Source organism: Candidatus Vidania fulgoroideorum (assembly GCF_053760525.1).
The window spans coordinates 88899-112276 of sequence record NZ_CM132394.1 but is presented as its reverse complement, the minus strand read 5'-3'; the positions used below and the strand labels follow the sequence as shown (position 1 = coordinate 112276).

Here is a 23378-nt window from a genome sequence, read left to right as displayed (position 1 = left end):
TTATAACTTAGAAATTATAAATAATTTTTTATTTTTTTTTTTTATTTTTAATAAATTTATTTTATAAATTTTATTAAAAAAAATTTTTCTTAATTTTTTTTTATTATAAGAATTTGGTAAAATAATATTTATTTTACCAAATTTATAGTTATCTATAGTTCTTTTTATAGTTTTATATATCATTAAAATAACTATACAAATATATAAAATTCTTATAATCTATAAGAATTTTATCGTAATTAATTATATAATAAGGATTTAAATAATTTAATTCTAAAAACAAAAAGTTTTTTATGTTCCTTCCAGAAAATAAAAAACTTTTATTAAAACTTCCTATAAACAATATTTTTTTATCTAATATATTTAATTCCTTTATAAATTTTATAAATTTTTTTGTAGAAAATTCAAATATATTTTTTTTAAAAAAAAATATTTTTTTTTTTAAAAAAAATAAAAACGAATTTTTATAACAATATTTAAAAAATTTTTTATTAATTTTTTTTTTATAATTATCCTTATTTGTATTAGGAAAAGCCCTACCTCCACCTCTCCAAATAGGAGAAGATTTACTTCCTGATCTTGCTTTTCCTGTTCCTTTTTGATTCCATGGTTTTTTACCAGAATAACTAACTTTAGACCTATTTTTTTGAGAACTTATATTTAATCTTAAGTTACTTAAATACATATTTGTATAATTTTTAATATTTTTCAAATCTAAATTTTTTATTATTCTAAAATATATCATAAGAAAAAATTCTTTGATTATAACTTCCAGGAAATGATCCTTTTAAGAAAATTTTATTGCTATCAAAATAAATAATTTTTATATTATTTATTTTTATATTATTACCACCCAATCTTCCTGGCATTTTTTTTCCCTTTATTACTCTACCTGGATCTTGGCACATACCTATTGAACCTTGTTTTCTATGAGCTTTTGAATTTCCGTGAGTTGCATAATTAGAAGAAAAACCATATCTTTTAATTGTTCCGCTAAAACCTTTTCCTTTAGATTTAAAATGAAAACTATAATTTTTATTTAAATTTATTAAATTAAATGAAATATTTTTATGTTCTAGTATAGTGATAGGTATAAATTTTCCTTTATAAAAAATGTTAGACATTTTTTTTTTTATAAAAATTGTTTTTTTTTTAAAGTTTGACATAGTTATTATAATATAATATATTATATATATATAAATTGTTTTATACAAATAAAATAAATAATATTTTAATTAAATAATTAAGAGTTTGATCCTGGCTCAGATTAAACGCTGGCGGTATGCTTAACACATGCAAGTTAAACTGCTTATATTAAGTAGTAGCGAACGGGTGAGTAATATATTATTATATACCTATATGACTAACTATAAAACTAAAAAAATTGTTGTAATAGTTGATAAAATTAATTAATAAATTTTAATAAAAGATAAATATATAAATATTTATCACATATAGATTATAAAATATCAGATTAGCTAGTTGTTATTTCAAAAAACTAACAAGGCGATTATCTGTAGTTGTTCTGAGAGGAAGTACAACCACACTGGGACTGAGACAAGGCCCAGACTTCTACGGGAGGCAGCAGTGAGGAATATTGGACAATGAGCGAAAGCTTGATCCAGCAATACCGCGTGTGTGAAGAAGGTATAACTGTAAAACACTTTTATATAGGAATAAGGTTTTTAAAAAAACTTGAATGTACTATATGAATAAGCACCGGCTAACTACGTGCCAGCAGCCGCGGTAATACGTAGGGTGCAAGCGTTAATCGGAATTATTGGGCGTAAAGTGTACGTAGGTTGTTTACTAAGAAAATTGTAAAATAATAAAGCTTAACTTTATTTAGCATTTTTTACTGGTAATCTAGAGTGTAAAAGAGGAGAGTAGAATTCTATGTGTAGCGGTGAAATGCGTAAATATATAGAGGAATACCAAAGGCGAAAGCAACTCTCTTGGTTATAACTGACACTGATGTACTAAAGCGTGGGGAGCAAACAGGATTAGATACCCTGGTAGTCCACGCCCTAAACGATGTCTACTAATTGTCAGATTTTTTTTTTGGTAATAAAGCTAACGCGTTAAGTAGACCGCCTGGGGAGTACGGTCGCAAGATTAAAACTCAAAGGAATTGACGGGGACCCGCACAAGCGGTGGATGATGTGGATTAATTCGATGTAACACGAAGAACCTTACCTACTCTTGACATGTATAGAATTCTTTTGAAAAAAAGAAGTGCCGAAAGGAACTATAACACAGGTGCTGCATGGCTGTCGTCAGCTCGTGTCGTGAGATGTTTGGTTAAGTCCTATAACGAGCGCAACCCTTTTTTTTTGTTGCAACTTTGAGCACTCAAAAAATACTGCCAATGGAAATTGGAGGAAGGAAAGGATGACGTCAAGTCCTCATGGCCCTTATGAGTAGGGCTTCACACGTCATACAATGGTTAGTACAAAAAGATGCAAAACTGTGAAGTATAGCAAATCTATAAAACTAACCTTAGTTCGGATTGCACTTTGAAACTCAAGTGCATGAAGCTGGAATCGCTAGTAATCGTAAATCAGAATGTTACGGTGAATACGTTCTCGGGTCTTGTACACACCGCCCGTCACACCATGGAAGTGTGCTTTGTTGGAAATAATTTTAAATATATTATCAATACAAAGTTCATAACTGGGGTGAAGTCGTAACAAGGTAGCTGTACCGGAAGGTGCGGCTGGATTTATATATAAAACATTTATAAATTAGGTCTATGGCTTAAAGGTAAAGCGTTGCTTTGATAAGGCAAAAATTATTGGTTCAACTCCAATTAGACCTAAAAAAAATTTAAAAATTAATTGGTTTTTTTTTAAGCACTTTTAGTGGATGCCTTGGCAATTATAGGCGATGAAGGACGTTTTAAAAACGAAATATACGGGTAGTCAAAAGCTATGATCCGTATTTGTCCGAATTGGGAAACCACTTGTATCTTTAATAAGAAGCTAACGCAGAGAACTGAAACATCTTAGTAACTGCAGGAAAAGAAAAAATAATTTTATTTCCAAAGTAGTGGCGAGCGAAATGGAAGAAGCCCGTGTAAAATTTTTTAATAAATTCATAAAAATCATTTTGAATAATGAACCTAAGAAGGTAAAAGTCCTGTTTTTTAAGATTTTTTAATAAATTTTACACAATTAGATTAGAACGGAACACGTGAAATTCTGTTTGAATAAAGGAAGACCACTTCCTAAGGCTAAATACTAATAATTGACCGATAGTGAACAAGTACCGTGAGGGAAAGGTGAAAAAGAACCCCTTATGGGGAGTGAAATAGATCCTGAAACTGAAAGTGCACAATCAGTCGAAGTTGTTTAATAAACAATGACGGCGTACCTTTTGTATAATGGGTCAGCGACTTATAATAAACAGCAAGCTTAACTAAAGGTAGGCGCAGAGAAATCGAGTCTTAAAAGGGCGAAAAGTTTTTTATTATAGACCCGAAACCAGACGATCTATCCATGATCAGGGTGAAGTTTTGGTAAAACACAACGGAGGCCCGAACCCACTAACGTTGCAAAGTTAGGGGATGAATTGTGGATAGGAGTGAAAGGCTAATCAAGTTTGGAGATAGCTGGTTCTCTTCGAAAACTATTTAGGTAGTGCCTTAATAAAATTAATTTGGGGGTAGAGCACTATGATGATAGATACTATTTATCGTAAACTACGAATACCAAAATTATTAATATTAAGAGACAGACATTGGGTGATAACATCAAGTGTCGAGAGGGAAACAACCCAGACCACAAGATAAGGTCCTTAAATAATAGCTAAGTGGTAAACGATGTTTTAAAACAAAAACAGTAAGGAGGTAGGATTAGAAGCAGCCACCCTTTAAAGAAAGCGTAAAAGCTCACTTATCTAGTTTTAATGCGCGGAAGATTTACGGGGCTAAGCTATTTACCGATGCTGTGGAATCATAATTGATTGGTAGAAGAGCGTTCTGATTGACAATGAATAAGATATCGTAAGAATCTTTGGAGTATTCAGAAGTGAGAATGCTGACATAAGTAACGTAAAGAAATTAAAAAATTTCTCGCCGTAAACTCAAGGTTTCCTACGGAACGTTAAACGGCGTAGGGTTAATCGGTTCCTAAGGTGAGGCAGAAATGCGTAATCGATGGAAAACAAGTTAATATTCTTGTATCTGAAATAAAAGATATGTAAAGACTGATAGCTATAGTTTTTATGCATGTATTTTAGTTGCATATTGTTATATAGATTTTACGCAGGAAAAACCACGTAATTAAAATCAATTATAATGAAAATGTTTTATTATTCATTTTAAATAAAAGTTGTCACAAGAAAATTTACTAATCTAATTTTATTTTTAGGCCGTACCGTAAACCGACACTGGTGAGTGGGAAGAATATTCTAAGGCGTTGAGAAAACTCAGGAGAAGGAACTCGGCAAAATGATACTGTAACTTCGGGATAAGGTATGCCTAATTTTTAAAAAAAAATTAGGCCTAGATAAAAGACAGCTGCGACTGTTTATTAAAAACACAGCACTCTGCAAACACGCAAGTGGAAGTATAGGGTGTGACGCCTGCCCGGTGCTGGAAGATTACTTTAAGTTTGTGAATGCTTACTTAAAAAGTCCCAGTAAACGGCGGCCGTAACTATAACGGTCCTAAGGTAGCGAAATTCCTTGTCGGGTAAGTTCCGACCCGCACGAATGGCGTAACGATGGCTGTACTGTCTCCTCCTGGGACTCAGTGAAATTGAAATGTTCGTGAAGATGCGAACTACTTGCGGCAAGACGGAAAGACCCCATGAACCTTTACTGTAAATATATATTGTTTAATTTTAAAAAATGTGTAGACTAGGTAGTAGAGATTTATCTCAAAAATTGAAATACTATCCTTTTTTTATAATTAAGCTTATTTAATGTTTTGAATCAAACATAAAAAAAATGTATATCCGGCAGTTTGACTGGGGCGGTCTCCTCCTAAAGAGTAACGGAGGAGCACAAAGGTATGCTAAATACGAACAGAAATCGTATATATAGCGCAATGGCATAAGCATGCTTGACTGTAAGACTAACAAGTCGAACAGGTGCGAAAGCAGGTCATAGTGATCCGGTGGTACTTTGTGGAAAGGCCATCGCTTAACGAATAAAAGGTACTCTGGGGATAACAGGCTAATACCGCCCAAGAGTTCATATCGACGGCGGTGTTTGGCACCTCGATGTCGGCTCATCTCATCCTGGGGCTGAAGAAGGTCCCAAGGGTATGGCTGTTCGCCATTTAAAGAGGTACGTGAGCTGGGTTTAAAACGTCGTGAGACAGTTTGGTCCCTATCTGCCGTGAGCGTAGGAAAAATGAGAAGATCTGTTTTTAGTACGAAAGGACCAAAATAGGTGTACCTATGGTGTACCGGTTGTAAAAAAAATTGCATAGCTGGGTAGCTAAGTACTTAAAGATAACCACTGAAAGCATATAAGTGGGAAGCTTACTTCAAGATAATTTTTCCCTTATTAAAAGGAGGTTCGAGAATAGAACTTTGATAGGTTGGATGTGTAAAAATAGTAATATTTTAGCTTACCAATACTAATAACCTTATTGAAAACCATTAAAAAAATTATAATATTTGACAGCAATGCGTGTAGAAAACACTATTTAACATTCCGAACAATAAAGTTAAAATACAAGGCGCCGAAAATAGTTGATAAAGCTAAAATAGGAAGCTGTCATTTAAATTATTTTTACTTTTAACATATTTAACTGACCAAGTCTATCTTTACTGTTAAAAAGCAATTTATTTTTTTTTTCCATAGAACAAATTTCTTTATTGTATAAACTTTTTTTTATTTTTGTATCTATAAAAAAAATGTTATTATATATTATTGCAACTTTTACATATCCAGTAATATTTTTTGTTATTTCTATTCCTAATTTTTTCCTTATTTTTGATTCATGATTATACCATAATCCTGAATATAGGTTTTCACCTAAGTAATTACCGTTTTCTCTATACATTTTAATAACTTTATAATCTAAGGAACAAGATACCATTCTCTCATATAAACAATGTAAAAAAAACATAGAAGGAGATTCATAAATCCCCCTGCTTTTTATTCCTATTATTCTTTCTTCTATTTGATCAGATATACCTAATTTGTGTTTAGAACATATATTGTTTAATTTTTTGAAAAAAATATAATATTTTTTTATTTTTTTATTATTTAATTTAATTATTTTTCCTTTTTTAAAAGTTATTTTTAAAACAGTTTTTTTTTTTACATTGTTTAACTTTTTACTTAGTATAAAATTATTTTTTGTATAATTATAATTTAAATTTTCTAATTCCATTCCTTCATATGTATTTCCTATTAAATTTGAATCTACTGAATATTTTTTTTTTTTTACTTTCATATATTTATTCATTTCTTCCCTTCCTCCTATTTTATTAATAAATTCTTCATCTAACCAAGGTTTATAAAACCTTATTCTTTTATTTATCCTGTAGCTATATATAAAAAATCTTTGTATATCATTCCCTTTATAAGTACTACCATCACACCATATATTTAATTTTTTTTTCTTCATAGTTTTCGCAATAACAGTTCCTATTATTGATCTTCCTATTGGTGTTATATTAAAATAAATTCCTGCGCCACTATATATGTTAAAAGATCTAGTTCTTAATGCTATTAGTGATTCTTTTGCCATTTCCTCTTTACAATTTAATAATATGAATTTTTTAGATCCAAGTAATAAAGATTTTCTATTTATTTTTTTTATTTCTTTTTTTGTTTTATCACCTAAATCAACAAATAAAGAATAAATTAAACAATTTTTATTCTTTAACCATTTTATAGAAGTACTGGTATCTAAACCTCCCGAATATGCTAAAGCTATTTTTTTATTTGATATATTTTTTATCATTATATAGGGGAAATAGTATAGTGGTAATGCGTTTGGTTTGCACCCAAAAATCGTCGGTTCAATTCCGATTTTCTCCAAAATGATATATAAAAAAAATAAAGTAATATTTAAAAAAATAATAAAAAAAAACTTTAAAAATAAAATAGGAAATTTTATTGATTTTACTTTTGGTAATGGTTGTCACAGTAAAATAATAATAAAAGAAATAAAAAAAGGTTATTTAAACTCTTTTGAAATAAATAAAGAAAATTATAAAAAAAGCAATATAAAAAATATTAACTTTTTTATATTTAACAAATGTTTTACTAATATAAGATATTTAAAAATTAAAAAAGTTAATATTGCTTTAATAGATATAGGTTTTACAGAAAATCAAATATTAAACTTTAATAGTTTTAAAAATGAAAAAGTAATTTTTTATTCAAAAAAAATAGGTTTAAAAAAAAACCCGTTGGACGTAATAAATTTTTATAATTATAAAAATTTATTAGAAATATTTATAAAATTTGATAAAATATTTTTTTGTAAAAAAATTTGTAAAGAAATTTTAAAAGAAAGAAAAAAAAAAATAATATTATACTACAGTCAAATAAAAAATATAGTATTAAAAGTATATAAAAAAAAATACAAAAAAAGCAGAAAAAATATTTTTTCAAAATATTATAACGCAATTATAAATTATTGTTTTGAAACAGAAAAAAAAATAAAAAAATTATTAAATTATATAATAAATATAATAAAAAAAAAAGGAAAAATAATAATAATATCATTCAATTCATTTGAATCAAGAATAATAAAAAATTTTTTTAATAAAAAAAATTTTTTTTCGTTGATTAAAAAAAATAAAAAAATAAATAAAGTAATTAGAATATATGAAAGAAAAAAATAATATTTTTGCTATTATATTGTTTAATAATAAACAATATATAATGAAAAATAGAAAAGTAAATATAAAAAGTGAATTAATAAAAAAAAAAAAAATAATAGTTAATAAAATATTGTTAATAAAAATAAATAATAAAATTTATATTGCAAAACCATTTATAAAAAATTTATTGTTTGATTTTTATTTTTTAAAAAATAAAATAATAAAAAATAAAATAATAAAATTCAAAAGAAGAAAAAGATATAAATTAATAAAGTCTCATAAAAAATTCAATTATATTTTTTTATTAAATAAAATAAAATGGCTAAAAAAAAAGCAGTAGGATCTTTAAAAAATGGTAGGGATTCTACTTCAAAAAGATTAGGTATTAAAAAATACGGAGGTAATTATGTTAAATCAGGTCAAATAATAATTAGACAAAGAGGAACTAAATTTTTTTCAGGTTGCAATACATCAATGGGAAAAGATCATACTATATATTCGAAAATTGAAGGAATAGTTTTTTTTAATAAAAAAAAAAAAACTATTAATGTTTTTTAAAAATTTCTATTATATAATTTATAGATATTATATACGAATACAAACCAAATCCACTTATAAAACAAGTAGAATTACTGCTTATTATCGAATTTTTTCTAAACTTTTCTCTTTTAAATATATTAGAAATATGTAATTCTATGTAAGGTATTTTAACAGCGAGTAATGAATCTAATATAGCAACACTTGTATATGAAAAACCTCCTAAATTTATTATAAAATAATCAATGTTATTTTTAGATTTTTGAATTTCTTTTATTATTTTACTTTCTGAATTACTTTGAAAATAATAAACATTTTTATATTTATTATTTATTGTTTTTTTTATTACATTTATACTTTTATTGCCATATATTTTTTTTTCTCTTGTACCTATAAGATTTATATTTGGTCCGTTTATAATTTTTATTTTCATGTATATTTTAATAATAGGAAATAACGTTAAAAAATCATTTTCACCTATAATTTATAACAATTTTTATAAAAAATGTAATATAAAATACTTTAAATTATCAATAAAAAAAAAATTTATTTTTAATGGTTTAATAAATTTTTTTAGTTATAAAAAAAAACTTTTTTTTAATTTAACCATACCTTATAAAGAAATAACTAGTAAATTTTCAAACTTTTGTTCAAATAGAGTTTTAAAAATTAATGCAAATAATATTTTTGTAAAGTATAAAAATACTATTTTTTCTTATACAACTGATGGTTTAGGTTTTTTCTTAAGTCTAAAAAAAAACATATTATTAAAAAAGAAAAATATATTAATTTTAGGAGCTGGAGGTTCTTGTAAAAGCATAATGGATTATATTAAAAATAAATATAAATATATTTATATTTTTAATAGAGGATATAAAAATATAAATATATTTAACAGGTTGTTTTTAAAAAAATTTAAAAAAATAAGTTACGAAAATTTAAAAAATTTTAAAAATTTTTTGATTATCAACACAATACCATACTATCCTTTTTTGTTTAATTATTACAATTTATTAAATAAAAAAAATTTTTTTTATTTAATAAATTATAGAATTAAAAATATTCTATTTGATGGTTCAAATATGCTTTTTGAACAAGCTATAGAAAATATTAAAATATTTAAAAATGAAAATGAAAGAAAAAAAATTGAAAAAAAATTCATTAAAATATCATAAATTTCCATTACCTGGAAAATTATCAATAAAATGTACAAAAAAATTGAAAAACAAAAAAGAATTATCTTACGCTTATTCACCAGGAGTAGCTTATGTTTGTAAAGAAATATTCAAAAAAAAAAAAAAAATTTATGATTACACTTCAAAAGGTAATTTAGTTGCTGTAATAACTAACGGAACAGCAGTTTTAGGTTTAGGAGATATAGGTGTTGAAGCTTCAAAACCAGTAATGGAGGGAAAAAGTGTATTATTTAAAAGATTTGCAGGTATAAATTCAATTGATTTAGAAATTAATGAAAAAAATCCTAAAAAATTAGTAAAGATTATTAAATCATTAGAAACAACTTTTGGAGGAATAAATTTAGAAGATATAAAATCCCCTGAATGTTTTTATATTGAGAAGGAATGTAAAAAAAATATGAAAATACCAGTATTTCACGATGATCAACACGGTACTGCTATAGTTGTTTTGGCTGCTTTAAATAATTCCTTAAAAATAGTAAAAAAAAAAATAGAAAAAATAAAAGTTGTTGTTATGGGTGCTGGAGCTGCGGCTTTATCTTGTATAAAATTACTAATAAAAAAAGGATTAAAAAAAAAAAATATATATGTTTTTGATATATATGGACTAATATATAAAAACAGAAAAAATTTAAATAATTATAATAAAATATATGCAAGAAAAAAATTTATTTGTAAAAAAAAAATTTTTAAAAAATGTGATTTTTTACTTGGTCTTTCTTCAGGAAATATAATAAGAAGTCGTCTAATTTCTTATATGAAAAAAAATCCTATAATATTTGCTTTAGCAAATCCAATACCTGAAATTATGCCTGAAAAAATAATTAATGTAAGGAAAGATTGTATAATAGCTACAGGTAGATCTGATTATAAAAATCAAGTAAATAATTTAATATGTTTTCCATACATTTTTAGAGCTGCTTTAGATTTAAAAATAAAAATAAATAGTAAAATGAAAATAATAGCATCAAAATATATTTCTAAATTAGCTAGAAAAGATGGCTTAAATAAAAATAAAATAATACCTAGTATTTTTGATAAAAGATTAATTAAATATGTTCCTTATAAAATTGTAAAATATTTTAATAAAAAACGTTCTTTAGGTATTGATATAAAAAAATACAAATCATTTTTAAAAAATTTATAAAAATGATTAAAACTCTTTTATCTGGTTATACAGGAAAAATTGGAAAAAAAATTAAAAAAATAAAAAGCAAAAAATTTCTTATAAAATATTTTATAAGAAAAAATTCAAAAAATTTTTGTAAAAAAATAAAAAATTGTGAAATTGTAATAGATTTTAGCGTTCCATTAAACACATTAAAAATTTTGTATTATTGTTTAAAATTTAAAAAAAAAATAATAATAGGAACAACTGGTTTTAATAAAAAAGAAAAAAAATTATTAAAAAATTCTTCTAAATATATTCCTATATTCTTTGACTATAACTTTAACAAAAATTTTCACATTTATTTATTAATATTAAAATTTTCAAGTTTTTTTTTTAAAAAAAAAAATTCTTTATTAATAGAAACTCATAATTATAAAAAAAAAGATAAACCTTCAGGATCATATTATAAAATATGCAAATTTCTTAATTTAAAATTTCCTTTTATTTCAAAAAGAATAGGAGATGAAAAAGGTACTCATGAATTACTTTTTTATGATAAATATAATTTGATAAGTATAAAACATAAAATTTTTTCTAGAAATTCTATATTGTTAAAATTAGAATATATAATAACATTCTTATTTTATAAAAAAATAGGTTTATACAATATGGATAATATATGATAAATAAATATAATTTTTTTCTTTTAAAAAAAAAAGTTTATAAATTACTTATTAGAACACAAAAATTATATTTTAAAAAAAATAGAAAAAAAATTTATTTTATATCTATGTTTCCTTACCCATCAGGTTTACTTCATTTGGGTCATTTTAGAAATTATATAATAAACGATATGTTATGTAGATATAATTTAATAAAAGGTTATAAATCTTTCATGTACTTTGCTTGGGATTCATTTGGATTACCTGCTGAAAATAAATCAATAGAAAAAAAAATAAAACCAAAAAATTGGGTAGAAAGTAATATAATAGAAATGAAAGAACAAATAAAAGATATGCTATTAATAATAAATTGGAAATATGAGTTTAAAACTTCAGATGTAAATTATTATAAGTACAATCAACTTTTATTTAAAAACCTTTTTAAAAAAAAATATATATATAGAAGAAAAAGTTGGGTTAACTGGGATAAAATAGACAAAACAATACTAGCAGATGAACAAGTAATAGATGGTAAAGGTTGGAGGTCAGGTTCAAAAATTTCAAAAAAACTTATGTATTGCTATTATTTTTCAACAAAAAAGATATTTAAAAGATTATTAAATTATGATTACAAAAATTGGCCAAAAAAAATTATTAAATTGCAAAAAAATTGGATAGGAAAAAACAAATTTTATTTATTCAAATTTGTTTTTAATAATAAAAATTTTATTTTTTATACAAAATATATAAAAAATTTATTTTTTGGAAATGCTCTATTGGTTTCTTATGAAAATTTAAAATTTTTAAAAAACATAATAGAAAAAGATATTGATATATATAAGAAAATTAAAAAATTTGTTAATTCAAAAAAAATATATTATGATACAGGTTTATATGGTTATTTTTTTTTTATAAAAAAAATAAAATATAAAATAATATTAACTAAAGAATATTATTCTAGATATATAATTCTAAAAAATCTTTACAAATTTAAGATTAAAAATTATTTGTTGAAAGTATACTTCAGAATTTTTTTAAAATTTAAATATTTTAAAAAGTTTTTATATTATATTAATAAAAATATATTTTTTAAAAAAAAATATATTTTTAAATTAAAAGATTGGTCATTATCAAGACAAAGATACTGGGGAACACCTATTCCTATAAATAAATGTAAAAGTTGTGGTTATATAATTAAATTTATACCAATAAAAATAGAAAAATTAAATAAAATTAATTTATGTTATATATGTAATAAAAAATCAATTTTTGAAAAAGAAACATTAGATACTTTTTTTGATTCTTCTTGGTATTTTATAAAATACTTTGTAAAAAAACCTTTTAAAAAAAAATTTTTTTTAAAAGAAATAAAAAATTACATAGGAGGTGAAGAGCATTCAATACTTCATTTGCTATATGTAATATTCATATTCATATTTTTAAAAAAAATAAATATTTGCAATTTGGAAAATCCTTTTAAAACTATTACAAATCATGGTATTTTATTGAATTATTCTTATTATTCAATAATAAAAAAAAAATACATTTCTTACGAAAAAATAAACAATTTCAATGGTAAATTAATAATAAAACTAGAAAAAATGTCCAAATCTAAAAAAAATGGAATAAATCCTAATATATTAATTAAAAAGTATGGTATTGATTGTTTAAGAATGTACATTTTTTTCGCTTGCGACATAAAAGATAAAATAAATTTTAATGAAAAAAATATTTTAGGAATTAAAAGATTTATAAAAAAGATTTGGTTATTCTATATAAAACTAAATTTTAAAAGATATAATAAAAATTTTAAAAACTATTTAGATAATGAAGAAAAATACAAATTTAAAAAAATAATAAATAATATAATAATTAATTATAAAAAAATTAAAATTAATGTAGTAATATCTAATTTAATGATTTTTTTAAAAAATTTAAAAAAAATTCTAAAAATTAAAAAAAAAATAGATTTTTTTATGCTTGATTTGTTATCTAAATTTATTTCTTTTCTACACCCAATATGCCCTTTATTAAGTTATTTTTTATGGATGTCTACTGGTATTAAAGAATTAAAAGGAGAAATATATGATTTTAATAGTTTTATAAAATACAAAATAAAATTAAAAGAAAATATTATTATATATATAAATAACAAATATTTTAAAAAAATTCATATTAAAAATAAAAAAATAAAAAAATTCATTGAAAAAAACTTTAATTTAAAAATTTTTAAAATAATAATTAATAAAAATATATGCAACATTTTAACAAAAAATATAAAAAGGTAATAAATTATTTTATATTTAAAAAAAAATTTTTAGAATTACCTTATAAATTATATTTTTTATATGGAGTTAAAAATATAATTTATAAATTTAATAAAAAATTAAAAAATTTTTTTTTTTATTATTTAAAAAAAAAATTTTTAAAATATAATTTTTTAAATAAAAAAAAAATTATATTTGTAACAAAAAAAAAATTAAATTGTAAAAATAAATATAATATATTATTAAAAAATAAAAAAACAAAGAAAAAAATATTAAAATTTGTTTTTTTATATAATGCTTATTTTAATAATATTAAATATAGTTTAAAAAAAATAAAAAAAAATAAATTTTTATTTAGCGACATTATATATTTAATGGATATTAAAAATTTATATTATTATTTAAAATTAAATATTAAAAATAGTTATTACTATAATAAAAATATATTAATTAATATGTATGAAATACTTTTATTAAAAAATAAAAGTATTTCATACATATTAATTAATTACTTAATAAAAAATGAAAAAAATTGTCATTTCCCTTTCGGGTGGTATTGATTCTAGTTTCACTGCTTTTATATTAAAAAAACTAAAATATAATATATATTGTTTTTATTTAGAAAATAATATAAAAAATGAAGAAAATAATTGTCAATCAGAAGAAGATATATTTTATTGTTATAAAATAACAACAATGTTAAGATCTAAACTAAAAGTAATAAACTCAAGTAATATATTTTATAAAAAAGTTTTTTTAAATTTAATAAAAATGTATAAAAAAGGATATTCTTATAATCCAGACATTAATTGTAATTATTTTATAAAATTTGATTATTTAATTAAAAAAATAAAATTAAAATTTTATAAATTAGCATTTGGTCATTATGCAATAAGTGATGGAAAAAATTTGTCATTATCAAATGATGAAAATAAAGATCAAACTTATTTTTTATATAAAATATTAAAATTAGAAACATTTAACAAATTTCTTTTTCCATTGGGAAAATGGAAAAAGAAATTTGTTAAATATGTTTCTAATTTTTTATTATTTCCAAATATAAACAGAAAAAGCTCGAAAGGAATTTGTTTTATAAATAATAAAAATTTTGGAAATTTTATAAAAAATTTTATTAAATCAAAAGGAATAATTTTTATAAATGAAAAACCTACAAATATTATTTATAAAAATATATATTATTTATCTTTATGTCAAAGATTAAAAAAAAATTCATTAAATAAAAAATATTATGTTTATAAAAAAAAAAACAAAAATATATATATAACTACTAAAAATAATTTATTATTAAAAAATAGAATTTATAGATTAAAAAAATTTTTTTTAAAAAAAAAATATATAAAAGTTTTTTGCAAAATTAATTCATGTTCAAAATTTAAATTATGTTATTTAATAAAAAAAAAAACATATCTAAATGTAATATTTTTATATCCAATTAATAAAATAATTAGAGGTCAACATTTAGTTTTTTATAAAAAAAAAATTTGTATAGGTGGTGGTGAAATAATTTAGATAAAAATTTTGTAAGTTTTTTTTTCATAATTTTTAATAATTTTTTCAGTTGTTTTCCAATCTATACAAGGATCAGTTATGCTTATCTCGTCACTTATATTTTTATTTATTTTTTGAAAACCTTTTAATACATGTGATTCTATCATTATTCCTACTACTCTTTTATAATAAGGAATAATATTTTTTAATATATAATTAGAATTATATATTTGTTTATTAAATTTTTTATTACTATTACCATGATTCAAATCTATTATAATTCCTGTTTTAATTTTTTTATATATTAATTTTCTTATATATTTTTTTATATAATTTTCTTTGTAGTTAGGTTTTTTACCTCCTCTAATTATTAAAAAACAATTTTTATTTCCTTTTGATATTTTCCATAATATTTTTTTTTTATTATTTATACTATATATACTAGGATATTTAGAAGAAATTATTGAATTTATAGCGCTTTCAACATCTCCATTTGTACTATTTTTAAAACCAACTGGATTTTTCAAAGAAGAAGATATTTCTCTATAAATTTGGCACTCATTATTTCTTGCTCCTATTGTAACTATATCTATATATTTTTTTGTATATCCAAATAAATTTGTATTTAATATTTCACATACGGTTTTAATTTTTTTTTTTTTTGCATTTTTAAAAATTTTTAAACATTTTTTTATTCCTTTTTTTATTTTAAAACTATTATTTATATCAGGATCGTATATTATTCCTTTCCATCCTATTATTGTTCTAGGTTTTTCTATATATATTCTCATAAATATTTTTATATTTCTCAATTTTTTTTTAATATTTATTATTTTTTTTGAATATAATTTGTATGATCTATAACTATGTATTGAACAAGGTCCTGAAATTATTATTTTTTTATATGATTTTCCTCTTATAATATTATTTATCATACTTGTAACTTATAAAATAATTTGTTATCATATAACATCATAATGATTTCTAAAAAAAAATATATTGAGAAAGTAAAAGAAAACATTTTATTAAAAATTGGTATATTAGAAAAAATTGAGAAAAAAAATTTGGAAATAGAAAGAAATAAATATATGATTTTAAAAAATAATGATGATGAAAAATTTAAAATTTTTAAATCAATTATACCTGTGTTAGATAGTTTAGAAATTTCTATATTAAAGTGTAATGATAAATCTTTAAAAGAAGGATTACAAATAACTTTAAATATTTTAATTGGTATACTAAGAAAAAATAATATAGTTAATATAAATACTGTTAAGAATTCTTTATATAATCCTCATTACCACGAAGCAATTGTTAGAGTTAAAAGTTACGGTAAAAAAAACACTATATATAATATCCTTCAAAAAGGTTACATTTACTTAAATAAGGTTTTAAGACCTACAATAGTATGTATTACTTTTTAAAATGAAAAAAATAATAGGAATAGATTTAGGTACAACTAATTCTTGTGTAGCAATAATGGAAGAAAACAATCCAAAAGTTATAGAAAACCAAGAAGGTTATAGAACAACACCTTCAATTGTTTCTTATTCTAATGAAGAAGGAATAACTGTAGGTGTTCCTGCTAAAAGACAAATAATAAATAATCCAAAAAATACTTTTTATTCTATAAAAAGATTTATTGGAAGAAAGTATTCAGAGATAAATTTTAAAAAAGAAAAATATCCCTTTAAAATAAAAAAAGGAAAAAATGATGAAATATTAATAAAAGTTTTAAAAAAATATTTATCACCTCAACAAATTTCAGCAGAAATATTAATAAAAATGAAAAAGACTGCTGAAGATTATTTGGGTGAAAAAGTAAATGATGCTGTAATAACAGTACCTGCCTATTTTAATGATTCTCAAAGACAAGCAACAAAAGATGCAGGAACTATAGCTGGTTTAAATGTATGTAGAATTATAAATGAACCAACAGCTGCTGCTTTAGCTTATGGTATAGATAAAAATTATTCTGATGATAAAAAAATTGTTGTATATGATTTAGGTGGGGGTACATTTGATGTTTCTATAATAGAAATAGCAAATGTTGATGGTGAAAAACAATTTGAAGTATTATCTACAAACGGAAATACATTTTTAGGAGGTGAAGATTTTGATAATAAAATTGTTAATTATATAATTGATGAATACAAAAAAATATCATCAATAGATTTATCTAAAGACCCTTTATCTATACAAAGATTAAAAGAAGCTTCAGAAAAAGCAAAAATAGAATTGAGCAGTTTAAAAGAAACAGAAATTAATCTACCATTTATAGTAACAGAACCATTACCTAAGCATTTAAATCTTAAAATTACTCAAGCTAAACTTAATAATTTAGTTATAGAATTAATTAAAGAAACTATAAATCCTTGTAAACAAGCTCTTTTAGATGCAAAACTTAGCATAAACGATATAGATGAAGTTATCTTAGTAGGAGGAATGACAAGAATGCCTTTAGTACAAAAAGAAGTAGAAAATTTTTTCAATAAAAAACCTAAAAAAAGCTTAAACCCTGATGAAGCTGTTGCAATAGGAGCATCAATACAAGGTCAAATATTATCAGGATCTAGAAAAGATTTATTATTATTGGATGTAACACCTTTATCTTTAGGCATCGAAACTTTGGGAGGAATTATGTCTAAAATGATTAATAAAAATACTACTATACCTACAAAGTATTCTCAAGTTTTTTCTACTGCAGAAGATAATCAAAATGCCGTAACTATAAAGGTATATCAAGGTGAAAGAGAACTAGCTATGTATAATAAATTATTAGGAGAATTTAATTTAGAAGGTATTTCTCCAGCTCCAAAAGGAGAACCTCAAATAGAAGTAACTTTTGATATAGACGCTAATGGTATATTGAAAGTTAGTGCTAAAGATAAAAAAACTGGAATTGAAAATAAAGTTACTATAAAATCTAATTCTGGCTTAACTAAAGAAGAAATAGAAGATATGATAAATGAGGCTAAAATAAATGAAGAAAAAGATAAAAAAAATTTAGAAATAATAGAGCAAAAAAATATTGCTGAAAACCTAATATCCGATTCTAAAAAAATATTAGAAAAAATAGATAAAAATGAAGAAAAAGAAATTTTAGAATCTAAAATAAAAAACTTAGAAGAAGTTATTTTAAAAAACAATTTGGAAGAAATAAAAGAAAATATAAAAGATTTAAATTTGTTTATTTCTAATTATAAAAAATAATGAAAGATTACTATAAAATTCTTGGTGTTGATAAAAATTCAACTCAAGAAGAAATTAAAAAAGCATACAGAAGGTTAGCAATGAAATATCACCCGGATAAAAATCCGGGTGATAAAAAAAGTGAAGAAAAATTTAAAGAAATAAAAGAAGCTTATGAAATTTTAAGCAATAAAAACAATAATTTCTCAGATAATAATTTTGAAGAAGAATCTTATGAAAAAGATGAAAACTTTGGTGATATTTTTGGTGATTTTTTTGAGAGTGAAGATGAAAGTTATTATGAAAAAAAAAAAACTATAGAATTAAGAATAGATTTAATGGATTCTGCTAAAGGAAAGAAAATAATAAAAAATTTTTATTATTACGATTTTTGTAATAAATGTAAAGGGAAAAAATATATAAATGGTAAATATTCAAGTTGTTTATTTTGTAATGGAAAAGGATATGTAATAAATAATGATATATTTATTACAATAAAACAATCATGTAACTATTGCAATGGATCGGGAATGGGTTATTTAACATTATGTAATGTTTGTAAAGGAACAGGAAAAATAAAAAAAAATAAAAAAGTTTTAATTAAAATACCTAAAGGTGTTGTTAACGGTTATGAAATACCAATAAAAGATTTTAAATGTTTAGAAAATGTAGATAAAAATATTTTTAGTATTATTTATATAAAATTATTATTTAAAAAAAATAAAAAATTTTCAATAGATTCAAATAACAACATATATTTTAATTTAAATATTTTTTTTTGTGATGCTTTACTGGGTTGTGAAAAAATAGTGGAAAATTTTGATAATACTTTTTTAAATGTTAAAATAAAATCTTGTACTAAAGAAGGAGATGTTAAAATCTTTAAAGGAAAGGGAATATACAATAAAATATCAAGAAAAAATTCAGATTTAATTGTAAAAATTAATATAGTTTACCCTGACAAATTAGAAAAAAAACAAAAAAAATTATTAAGTGATTTGAATATGCTTTTTAATAAAAAATATTGAAATTTTTTTATATATTCTTTTCAATAAATTTTTTTTAGGATTAATTAATGTTACTTTTTCTGAAAAATTTATCATAGGTAAATCATTTATTGAATCTGTATAAAAATGTATCATATAGTCTTTATAATTCTTTTTTGCTATCCATTTTGACAAATTTATTACTTTATGTATTTTATAATTTTTTATTATTTTTTTTTTTTTAAACTTAGTGCAAAACATTTTTTTAACTTTAAGTATCTTTCTTATTTCATTAGAAATCAAATAATTACTTGCTGTTGATATTATAGGATTATCTTTACTTTTTATTATTTTGAATACTCTTTTATAAATTCTTTTTTTTATAAAAGAGTTAACGTATTTTTTAACATGTTTTTTTATATTTTTTATATTATTATTCAATTTGTTAAAAAAAATTATATATTTTTTAAAATTTAAAGAAGATTCTTCATAATTACAATAAAATTTTTTAGCTTCTTTATATTTTTTTTTACATATCATTTTATTTTTTTTTAGATATCTAACCCAATTGTACTCAGTATCAATTGAAGTTATAGTTTTATCTAAATCAAATACATATATTTTTTTAGTCATTTTTTTCTTGATTTATTAATTATTTTTCTCCCCCATTTAGTTTTCATTCTTTTTCTAAAACCTTGTTTTCTATTTTTTTTTATTTTTGAAGGTTGAAAAGATCTCTTCATATGAAGTTAAAAAATAAATACCTAATTATATTTTTGATTAAAATAAAAGAAATATATGAAAAAAATAATCCTTTAATATCAATATGTTTCAAAGATAAAAATTTGTTTATTAACTATACTAGTAATATTACTAGTATAGTTAGTATTAATAAAGTAAAAGAAATTTATAATAATGAATTTCTTTTAGATTATAAAAAAATTTTTAATTTATCAAAAAACTTTAAAAAAGATGATTTATTAGATATTTTTGAAATTAATAATAAAATACATATTAAATGCAATAGTTTTCATTATATTTCAATTAAAAAATATAATGAAAACTATAAACATAAAAAAATGTATTTCCCTAATGATATTAAAGATTCTATAATTTTAAAAAAATGTTTTTTTTTAAGCGCTCTAAAATATAACTTACACAACATTAAAAAATTTAATAACGAGGAAACAGGGCTGAACATTATAATAAGTAGAAAAAAAATAAGTTTATTTTCGACTGATGGTTTTACTATGTCTTTGTACAATTACAAATCAAATAATATCTATGAAATTGAATTTAATATATCAAAAAAAATAGTTAAAACACTAATAAATTTATTAAAATATTCAAAAAATGATAATTTTAAAGTAAAATTTATTAATAAATATATATGTTTTGTTGTTGATAATTTTGTAATTAAATCAAAAGAAAATAAAAAAATTAATATAAATAAAAAAATATTTGATTATTCAAAATTTTACAAAGTTAAAATATTATTAAATGATTTTAAAAATATAATCAAAATTTTTAATTGTATTTCAGAAAATAAAAACATAGATATATTAATAAAAGATAAATATATATTTTTTGAATCAATAAATAATATAAATGATAATATAAAAAATAAATTAAAAGTTAAAAATGTAAAAAAAAAAATAAAAATTAGATTAAATATTAAATATATAATGGAATTTTTAAATTTAGGTGTTAAAAAAAAGTACTTTTATTTTTATTACAAAAAAAAAAATTATAAAATTTTTTTTTGTTTTAAAAAAATTAATTACAAAAAACTCATAATGCCTATACAATATTAATTATAACTATTTTTTTTTTAATATCAATATATTTTACAAAACCGTAATTCAAGGAATTAATACTATAAGCAAATATACCTAAAGGTAATTTATATGTAAATAAATTACCTTTTTTTTTTATTATTTTTAAATTAAATACTTTGCTTCCTAATATATAATTTTTTGAAAAAATTAACCATGGATTATATATTTTTTTTTTAAAACAAAGTTCTATTTTTTTTAAACTATTATTATATTTTTTTATATAATAATAGTTTTTTTTTTTGAAATTATTTAACCAAGAAATTTCTTTTTTCTTTATAAAAGTTAAATTTTTACCCTTTATCATATAATAAAAATTTTTAAGATCTTCATTAAAATATTTAAACTTGTAAAAAATATTTGTTTCTTCTACCAATGGGTATAAATAAATATTATTATTTTTAAATTTTTTAAAAACAAATTTTAAATTTTTATTTAAAAATATATTTATAACAATTTTGTTTTTTTTTCTAAAAAATTTTTCATATATTTTACATTTTACACCTTCTATCATAACTATTATTGTATCTTTATATAACTTTATTTCTCCTTTTAATACTTTATTTTTTTTAAATATAAACGTTTTTTTATTTATAATACTTTTAAAAACTTTAAGGACTACATTTCTTTTTTTTACATTAATTCTTTTTATTTTAAATAACATATTATCTCCCAATTTATATTTACCTAATAATTCATTCTTAGGTAAAAAAAATTTTAATTTTTTGTATATAACTATAAAACCATTTCTTATTTTATTATATAATTTAGCAATTATAATTTTTTTTTTTTTATAATAATTTAACAATTTTAAATAAATTCTTTCCAAAATAGCTTCTCTTATAGAAAATTTGTATATTCCTTTTTTATTTAAACCAATTATTTTCAAATAAATTTTTCTATTTTTTTTTACTTTTATGAACGATTCTAAAAATAATTTCTTTTTTAAATATAAATACTCTCTTAGAATTGTTTTTATTCTAATTAAATTATTATTATAGCCTTTTATTTTACCTTTTATAATTTTATTGATCATAAAAAATAGGAAAAGTTTTTTTTACAGAATTAGGTTTTTGAATATAACAATTTTTTTTTATTGAATAAGAGTTTAAAGACATAGAGATTCTATGATCATTATAACTATCAAATATTATTTTTTTTCTATTTTTTTTAAAAATTGTATAAATCCAGTTTTTACCATAATAAACATTATTTCCTTTTTTTTTTATTTCTTTAGATATTGCTTTTATTCTGTTACATTCTTTAAATTTCCAATTATAAATATTATATATAAAAATTTTATTTAATTTACAAGAACAAAGAATAGGTAAACAAATAGAAAAATCTATAATTTTTATACAGTTTATCTTAATAAACTTATAAATTTTTTCATAACAAACAGATTTAATAAAATTATTTTTATAAATATAAATACCTATTTTTTTTAAAACATTTATTAAACAAGATTCATTTATAATTTTTTTGTATAAAAAATTTCTTATTGTTATTTTTTTTTTTAAAAAATAACAATCCAAAAAATAATATGATGATGATATAATATCATTATATATTAAAAATTCATTTTTTTTAAAATTTTTGTAATTGTTAAATTTAATTATATTTTTTTTTATTATTAAAAATTTCAAATTTATTTCTTTTAACAATTCTAAAGTTAATATTATATAGTTAAAAGAAATTGATTTTTTTATAATTAAAAAAAATTTTTTTTTGTAAAAACATGAAGTGAGTAAAATAGATGTTATATATTGGCTTGATTTTTTTTCTTTTATAAATAAATAATGTCTTTTAAATTCAGAATAACCTTTTTTTATTCTTATTGGCAAATAAAAATTTTTTTTTAAGAAATTTATTCTCTTAAAAACTTTAATAAAAAAATATAATGATTTTATTAATCCTTTTAAAGGTCTTTTTTTCATATTTTTATTACCATCAATTATAACATCCTTATAACATTTATAAATAAATAAAGATATTATAGGTCTTAAAACAGTTCCTGCATTTTCAATATTTATGTATTTTCCTTTCAATTTTTTAAAAAATTTTATTCTTAATTTATTTTTTAAAAAATTTTTTTTATAACCATAAAAAATTAAAACTTTTAACATTTGTTTTGTGTCGTTAGAAATTAATAAATTTTTCAAAAAAATTTTTTTGAAAAAGAAAGAAAAAAATAATATTCTATTAGTAATTGATTTAGAGCCAAAAATTTTTTTTTTTTTATTTTTAAAAATGCATTTTAAAATGTTCAAATTTAAATATTATAAAAGAA

The 23378-nt window shown here is 20.5% G+C and carries 23 protein-coding genes, 2 tRNA genes and 3 rRNA genes; 18 read left to right on the top strand and 10 right to left on the bottom strand.

Annotated elements, in window-relative coordinates; all coding sequences use genetic code 11:
• Genes ACWNYQ_RS00695 through rplC form a run of 3 tightly spaced genes read right to left on the bottom strand, consistent with a single transcriptional unit; the run spans position 1 to position 1214 of the window.
• Positions 1–183, bottom strand: a complete 183-nt coding sequence (locus ACWNYQ_RS00695) for a hypothetical protein (protein ID WP_455290529.1) — start codon at positions 181–183, stop codon at positions 1–3.
• Complete coding sequence (rplD, locus tag ACWNYQ_RS00690) at positions 173–745, bottom strand: 50S ribosomal protein L4 (RefSeq protein WP_455290528.1); 573 nt, start codon at positions 743–745, stop codon at positions 173–175. Before rplD ends, ACWNYQ_RS00695 begins: the two co-directional genes overlap by 11 nt.
• Complete coding sequence (gene rplC / locus ACWNYQ_RS00685) at positions 732–1214, bottom strand: 50S ribosomal protein L3 (protein ID WP_455290527.1); 483 nt, start codon at positions 1212–1214, stop codon at positions 732–734. The genes rplD and rplC overlap by 14 nt, the downstream gene beginning before the upstream one ends.
• A 25-nt stretch (positions 1215–1239) precedes the next feature.
• Here rplC and ACWNYQ_RS00680 point away from each other — a divergent pair.
• From ACWNYQ_RS00680 to rrf, 4 genes are all read left to right on the top strand, one after another.
• A 16S ribosomal RNA gene (locus ACWNYQ_RS00680) occupies positions 1240–2732 on the top strand.
• 14 nt (positions 2733–2746) lie between these two features.
• Positions 2747–2818, top strand: a tRNA-Ile gene (locus ACWNYQ_RS00675).
• A gap of 20 nt (positions 2819–2838) precedes the next feature.
• Positions 2839–5611: ribosomal RNA gene (locus tag ACWNYQ_RS00670) — 23S ribosomal RNA — on the top strand.
• 15 nt (positions 5612–5626) lie between these two features.
• Positions 5627–5733: ribosomal RNA gene (gene rrf, locus ACWNYQ_RS00665) — 5S ribosomal RNA — on the top strand.
• The 16S, 23S and 5S rRNA genes sit together here with 1 tRNA gene alongside, the layout of an rRNA operon.
• Here the strand turns inward: rrf and argG are convergent.
• Positions 5732–6925, bottom strand: a complete 1194-nt coding sequence (gene argG / locus ACWNYQ_RS00660) for an argininosuccinate synthase (RefSeq protein ID WP_455290526.1) — start codon at positions 6923–6925, stop codon at positions 5732–5734. The genes rrf and argG overlap by 2 nt on opposite strands.
• Positions 6926–6931: 6 nt before the next feature.
• Here argG and ACWNYQ_RS00655 point away from each other — a divergent pair.
• The 4 genes from ACWNYQ_RS00655 (at position 6932) to rpmA (ending at position 8351) form a co-directional block, all read left to right on the top strand.
• A tRNA-Ala gene (locus ACWNYQ_RS00655) sits at positions 6932–7002 on the top strand.
• A 2-nt stretch (positions 7003–7004) separates the two neighbouring features.
• A complete protein-coding gene (gene mraW / locus ACWNYQ_RS00650; RefSeq protein ID WP_455290525.1) occupies positions 7005–7814 on the top strand; it encodes a 16S rRNA (cytosine(1402)-N(4))-methyltransferase in 810 nt (269 codons plus the stop codon).
• Positions 7798–8133, top strand: a complete 336-nt coding sequence (locus ACWNYQ_RS00645) for a hypothetical protein (protein ID WP_455290524.1) — start codon at positions 7798–7800, stop codon at positions 8131–8133. The genes mraW and ACWNYQ_RS00645 overlap by 17 nt, the downstream gene beginning before the upstream one ends.
• Positions 8112–8351, top strand: a complete 240-nt coding sequence (gene rpmA, locus ACWNYQ_RS00640) for a 50S ribosomal protein L27 (protein ID WP_455290523.1) — start codon at positions 8112–8114, stop codon at positions 8349–8351. Before ACWNYQ_RS00645 ends, rpmA begins: the two co-directional genes overlap by 22 nt.
• Here the strand turns inward: rpmA and ACWNYQ_RS00635 are convergent.
• On the bottom strand, positions 8338–8763 hold the full coding sequence (locus ACWNYQ_RS00635; protein ID WP_455290522.1) for a type II 3-dehydroquinate dehydratase: 426 nt from the start codon (positions 8761–8763) through the stop codon (positions 8338–8340). The genes rpmA and ACWNYQ_RS00635 overlap by 14 nt on opposite strands.
• On the opposite strand from ACWNYQ_RS00635, the gene ACWNYQ_RS00630 reads away from it, so the two are divergent.
• The 6 genes from ACWNYQ_RS00630 to ACWNYQ_RS00605 are packed head-to-tail and all read left to right on the top strand — an operon-like array spanning position 8762 to position 15096.
• Positions 8762–9505 (top strand): hypothetical protein, encoded by a 744-nt coding sequence (locus tag ACWNYQ_RS00630; RefSeq protein ID WP_455290521.1) that lies wholly within the window; start codon positions 8762–8764, stop codon positions 9503–9505. The two genes, ACWNYQ_RS00635 and ACWNYQ_RS00630, sit on opposite strands and share 2 nt — an antisense overlap.
• Entirely contained in the window at positions 9462–10673 is a 1212-nt protein-coding gene (locus tag ACWNYQ_RS00625; protein WP_455290520.1) for a malic enzyme-like NAD(P)-binding protein, read from the top strand. The genes ACWNYQ_RS00630 and ACWNYQ_RS00625 overlap by 44 nt, the downstream gene beginning before the upstream one ends.
• Positions 10674–10675: 2 nt before the next feature.
• Positions 10676–11320 carry a dihydrodipicolinate reductase C-terminal domain-containing protein gene (locus ACWNYQ_RS00620; protein WP_455290519.1) on the top strand — a complete coding sequence of 215 codons (645 nt, stop codon included), beginning with the start codon at positions 10676–10678 and terminating at the stop codon, positions 11318–11320.
• On the top strand, positions 11317–13587 hold the full coding sequence (locus ACWNYQ_RS00615) for a class I tRNA ligase family protein (RefSeq protein ID WP_455290518.1): 2271 nt from the start codon (positions 11317–11319) through the stop codon (positions 13585–13587). Before ACWNYQ_RS00620 ends, ACWNYQ_RS00615 begins: the two co-directional genes overlap by 4 nt.
• Entirely contained in the window at positions 13554–14126 is a 573-nt protein-coding gene (locus tag ACWNYQ_RS00610; protein WP_455290517.1) for a hypothetical protein, read from the top strand. Before ACWNYQ_RS00615 ends, ACWNYQ_RS00610 begins: the two co-directional genes overlap by 34 nt.
• Positions 14089–15096 (top strand): aminomethyltransferase beta-barrel domain-containing protein, encoded by a 1008-nt coding sequence (locus tag ACWNYQ_RS00605; RefSeq protein WP_455290516.1) that lies wholly within the window; start codon positions 14089–14091, stop codon positions 15094–15096. Before ACWNYQ_RS00610 ends, ACWNYQ_RS00605 begins: the two co-directional genes overlap by 38 nt.
• On the opposite strand, the gene ACWNYQ_RS00600 is transcribed toward ACWNYQ_RS00605, so the two are convergent.
• Positions 15093–16010 (bottom strand): 3-deoxy-7-phosphoheptulonate synthase, encoded by a 918-nt coding sequence (locus tag ACWNYQ_RS00600; protein WP_455290515.1) that lies wholly within the window; start codon positions 16008–16010, stop codon positions 15093–15095. The two genes, ACWNYQ_RS00605 and ACWNYQ_RS00600, sit on opposite strands and share 4 nt — an antisense overlap.
• A gap of 42 nt (positions 16011–16052) precedes the next feature.
• Between ACWNYQ_RS00600 and grpE the strand changes: the two genes are divergently transcribed.
• From grpE to ACWNYQ_RS00585, 3 genes are read left to right on the top strand one after another with little or no spacing between them, the layout of a single operon-like run.
• A complete protein-coding gene (gene grpE / locus ACWNYQ_RS00595) occupies positions 16053–16499 on the top strand; it encodes a nucleotide exchange factor GrpE (RefSeq protein ID WP_455290514.1) in 447 nt (148 codons plus the stop codon).
• A 1-nt stretch (position 16500) separates the two neighbouring features.
• Complete coding sequence (gene dnaK, locus ACWNYQ_RS00590) at positions 16501–18288, top strand: molecular chaperone DnaK (RefSeq protein ID WP_455290513.1); 1788 nt, start codon at positions 16501–16503, stop codon at positions 18286–18288.
• A complete protein-coding gene (locus tag ACWNYQ_RS00585) occupies positions 18288–19295 on the top strand; it encodes a DnaJ domain-containing protein (protein ID WP_455290512.1) in 1008 nt (335 codons plus the stop codon). The genes dnaK and ACWNYQ_RS00585 overlap by 1 nt, the downstream gene beginning before the upstream one ends.
• Here the strand turns inward: ACWNYQ_RS00585 and ACWNYQ_RS00580 are convergent.
• Together ACWNYQ_RS00580 and rpmH are read right to left on the bottom strand one after the other, a co-directional pair.
• Complete coding sequence (locus ACWNYQ_RS00580; protein WP_455290511.1) at positions 19257–19886, bottom strand: haloacid dehalogenase-like hydrolase; 630 nt, start codon at positions 19884–19886, stop codon at positions 19257–19259. The genes ACWNYQ_RS00585 and ACWNYQ_RS00580 overlap by 39 nt on opposite strands.
• Positions 19883–19996: a 50S ribosomal protein L34 gene (rpmH, locus tag ACWNYQ_RS00575; protein ID WP_455290510.1), complete on the bottom strand. Its 114-nt coding sequence runs from the start codon at positions 19994–19996 to the stop codon at positions 19883–19885. The genes ACWNYQ_RS00580 and rpmH overlap by 4 nt, the downstream gene beginning before the upstream one ends.
• On the opposite strand from rpmH, the gene ACWNYQ_RS00570 reads away from it, so the two are divergent.
• Positions 19997–21067: a hypothetical protein gene (locus ACWNYQ_RS00570; protein WP_455290509.1), complete on the top strand. Its 1071-nt coding sequence runs from the start codon at positions 19997–19999 to the stop codon at positions 21065–21067.
• Here the strand turns inward: ACWNYQ_RS00570 and ACWNYQ_RS00565 are convergent.
• Both ACWNYQ_RS00565 and ACWNYQ_RS00560 read right to left on the bottom strand, forming a co-directional pair.
• Positions 21054–22124, bottom strand: coding sequence for a hypothetical protein (locus tag ACWNYQ_RS00565; protein WP_455290508.1), 1071 nt, complete (start codon positions 22122–22124; stop codon positions 21054–21056). The genes ACWNYQ_RS00570 and ACWNYQ_RS00565 overlap by 14 nt on opposite strands.
• Positions 22114–23358 carry a hypothetical protein gene (locus ACWNYQ_RS00560; RefSeq protein WP_455290507.1) on the bottom strand — a complete coding sequence of 415 codons (1245 nt, stop codon included), beginning with the start codon at positions 23356–23358 and terminating at the stop codon, positions 22114–22116. Before ACWNYQ_RS00560 ends, ACWNYQ_RS00565 begins: the two co-directional genes overlap by 11 nt.
• Positions 23359–23378: the final 20 nt, after the last annotated feature.

What these genes read in the sequence shown, in the direction of transcription:
- ACWNYQ_RS00695 (WP_455290529.1), bottom strand. Translation starts at nt 183, where the DNA reads ATGATATATAAAACTATAAAAAGAACTATAGATAACTATAAATTTGGT.
- rplD (WP_455290528.1), bottom strand. Translation starts at nt 745, where the DNA reads ATGATATATTTTAGAATAATAAAAAATTTAGATTTGAAAAATATTAAA.
- argG (WP_455290526.1), bottom strand. Translation starts at nt 6,925, where the DNA reads ATGATAAAAAATATATCAAATAAAAAAATAGCTTTAGCATATTCGGGA.
- mraW (WP_455290525.1), top strand. Translation starts at nt 7,005, where the DNA reads ATGATATATAAAAAAAATAAAGTAATATTTAAAAAAATAATAAAAAAA.
- ACWNYQ_RS00645 (WP_455290524.1), top strand. Translation starts at nt 7,798, where the DNA reads ATGAAAGAAAAAAATAATATTTTTGCTATTATATTGTTTAATAATAAA.
- rpmA (WP_455290523.1), top strand. Translation starts at nt 8,112, where the DNA reads ATGGCTAAAAAAAAAGCAGTAGGATCTTTAAAAAATGGTAGGGATTCT.
- ACWNYQ_RS00630 (WP_455290521.1), top strand. Translation starts at nt 8,762, where the DNA reads ATGTATATTTTAATAATAGGAAATAACGTTAAAAAATCATTTTCACCT.
- ACWNYQ_RS00635 (WP_455290522.1), bottom strand. Translation starts at nt 8,763, where the DNA reads ATGAAAATAAAAATTATAAACGGACCAAATATAAATCTTATAGGTACA.
- ACWNYQ_RS00625 (WP_455290520.1), top strand. Translation starts at nt 9,462, where the DNA reads ATGAAAGAAAAAAAATTGAAAAAAAATTCATTAAAATATCATAAATTT.
- ACWNYQ_RS00620 (WP_455290519.1), top strand. Translation starts at nt 10,676, where the DNA reads ATGATTAAAACTCTTTTATCTGGTTATACAGGAAAAATTGGAAAAAAA.
- ACWNYQ_RS00615 (WP_455290518.1), top strand. Translation starts at nt 11,317, where the DNA reads ATGATAAATAAATATAATTTTTTTCTTTTAAAAAAAAAAGTTTATAAA.
- ACWNYQ_RS00610 (WP_455290517.1), top strand. Translation starts at nt 13,554, where the DNA reads ATGCAACATTTTAACAAAAAATATAAAAAGGTAATAAATTATTTTATA.
- ACWNYQ_RS00605 (WP_455290516.1), top strand. Translation starts at nt 14,089, where the DNA reads ATGAAAAAAATTGTCATTTCCCTTTCGGGTGGTATTGATTCTAGTTTC.
- ACWNYQ_RS00600 (WP_455290515.1), bottom strand. Translation starts at nt 16,010, where the DNA reads ATGATAAATAATATTATAAGAGGAAAATCATATAAAAAAATAATAATT.
- grpE (WP_455290514.1), top strand. Translation starts at nt 16,053, where the DNA reads ATGATTTCTAAAAAAAAATATATTGAGAAAGTAAAAGAAAACATTTTA.
- dnaK (WP_455290513.1), top strand. Translation starts at nt 16,501, where the DNA reads ATGAAAAAAATAATAGGAATAGATTTAGGTACAACTAATTCTTGTGTA.
- ACWNYQ_RS00585 (WP_455290512.1), top strand. Translation starts at nt 18,288, where the DNA reads ATGAAAGATTACTATAAAATTCTTGGTGTTGATAAAAATTCAACTCAA.
- ACWNYQ_RS00580 (WP_455290511.1), bottom strand. Translation starts at nt 19,886, where the DNA reads ATGACTAAAAAAATATATGTATTTGATTTAGATAAAACTATAACTTCA.
- rpmH (WP_455290510.1), bottom strand. Translation starts at nt 19,996, where the DNA reads ATGAAGAGATCTTTTCAACCTTCAAAAATAAAAAAAAATAGAAAACAA.
- ACWNYQ_RS00570 (WP_455290509.1), top strand. Translation starts at nt 19,997, where the DNA reads ATGAAGTTAAAAAATAAATACCTAATTATATTTTTGATTAAAATAAAA.
- ACWNYQ_RS00565 (WP_455290508.1), bottom strand. Translation starts at nt 22,124, where the DNA reads ATGATCAATAAAATTATAAAAGGTAAAATAAAAGGCTATAATAATAAT.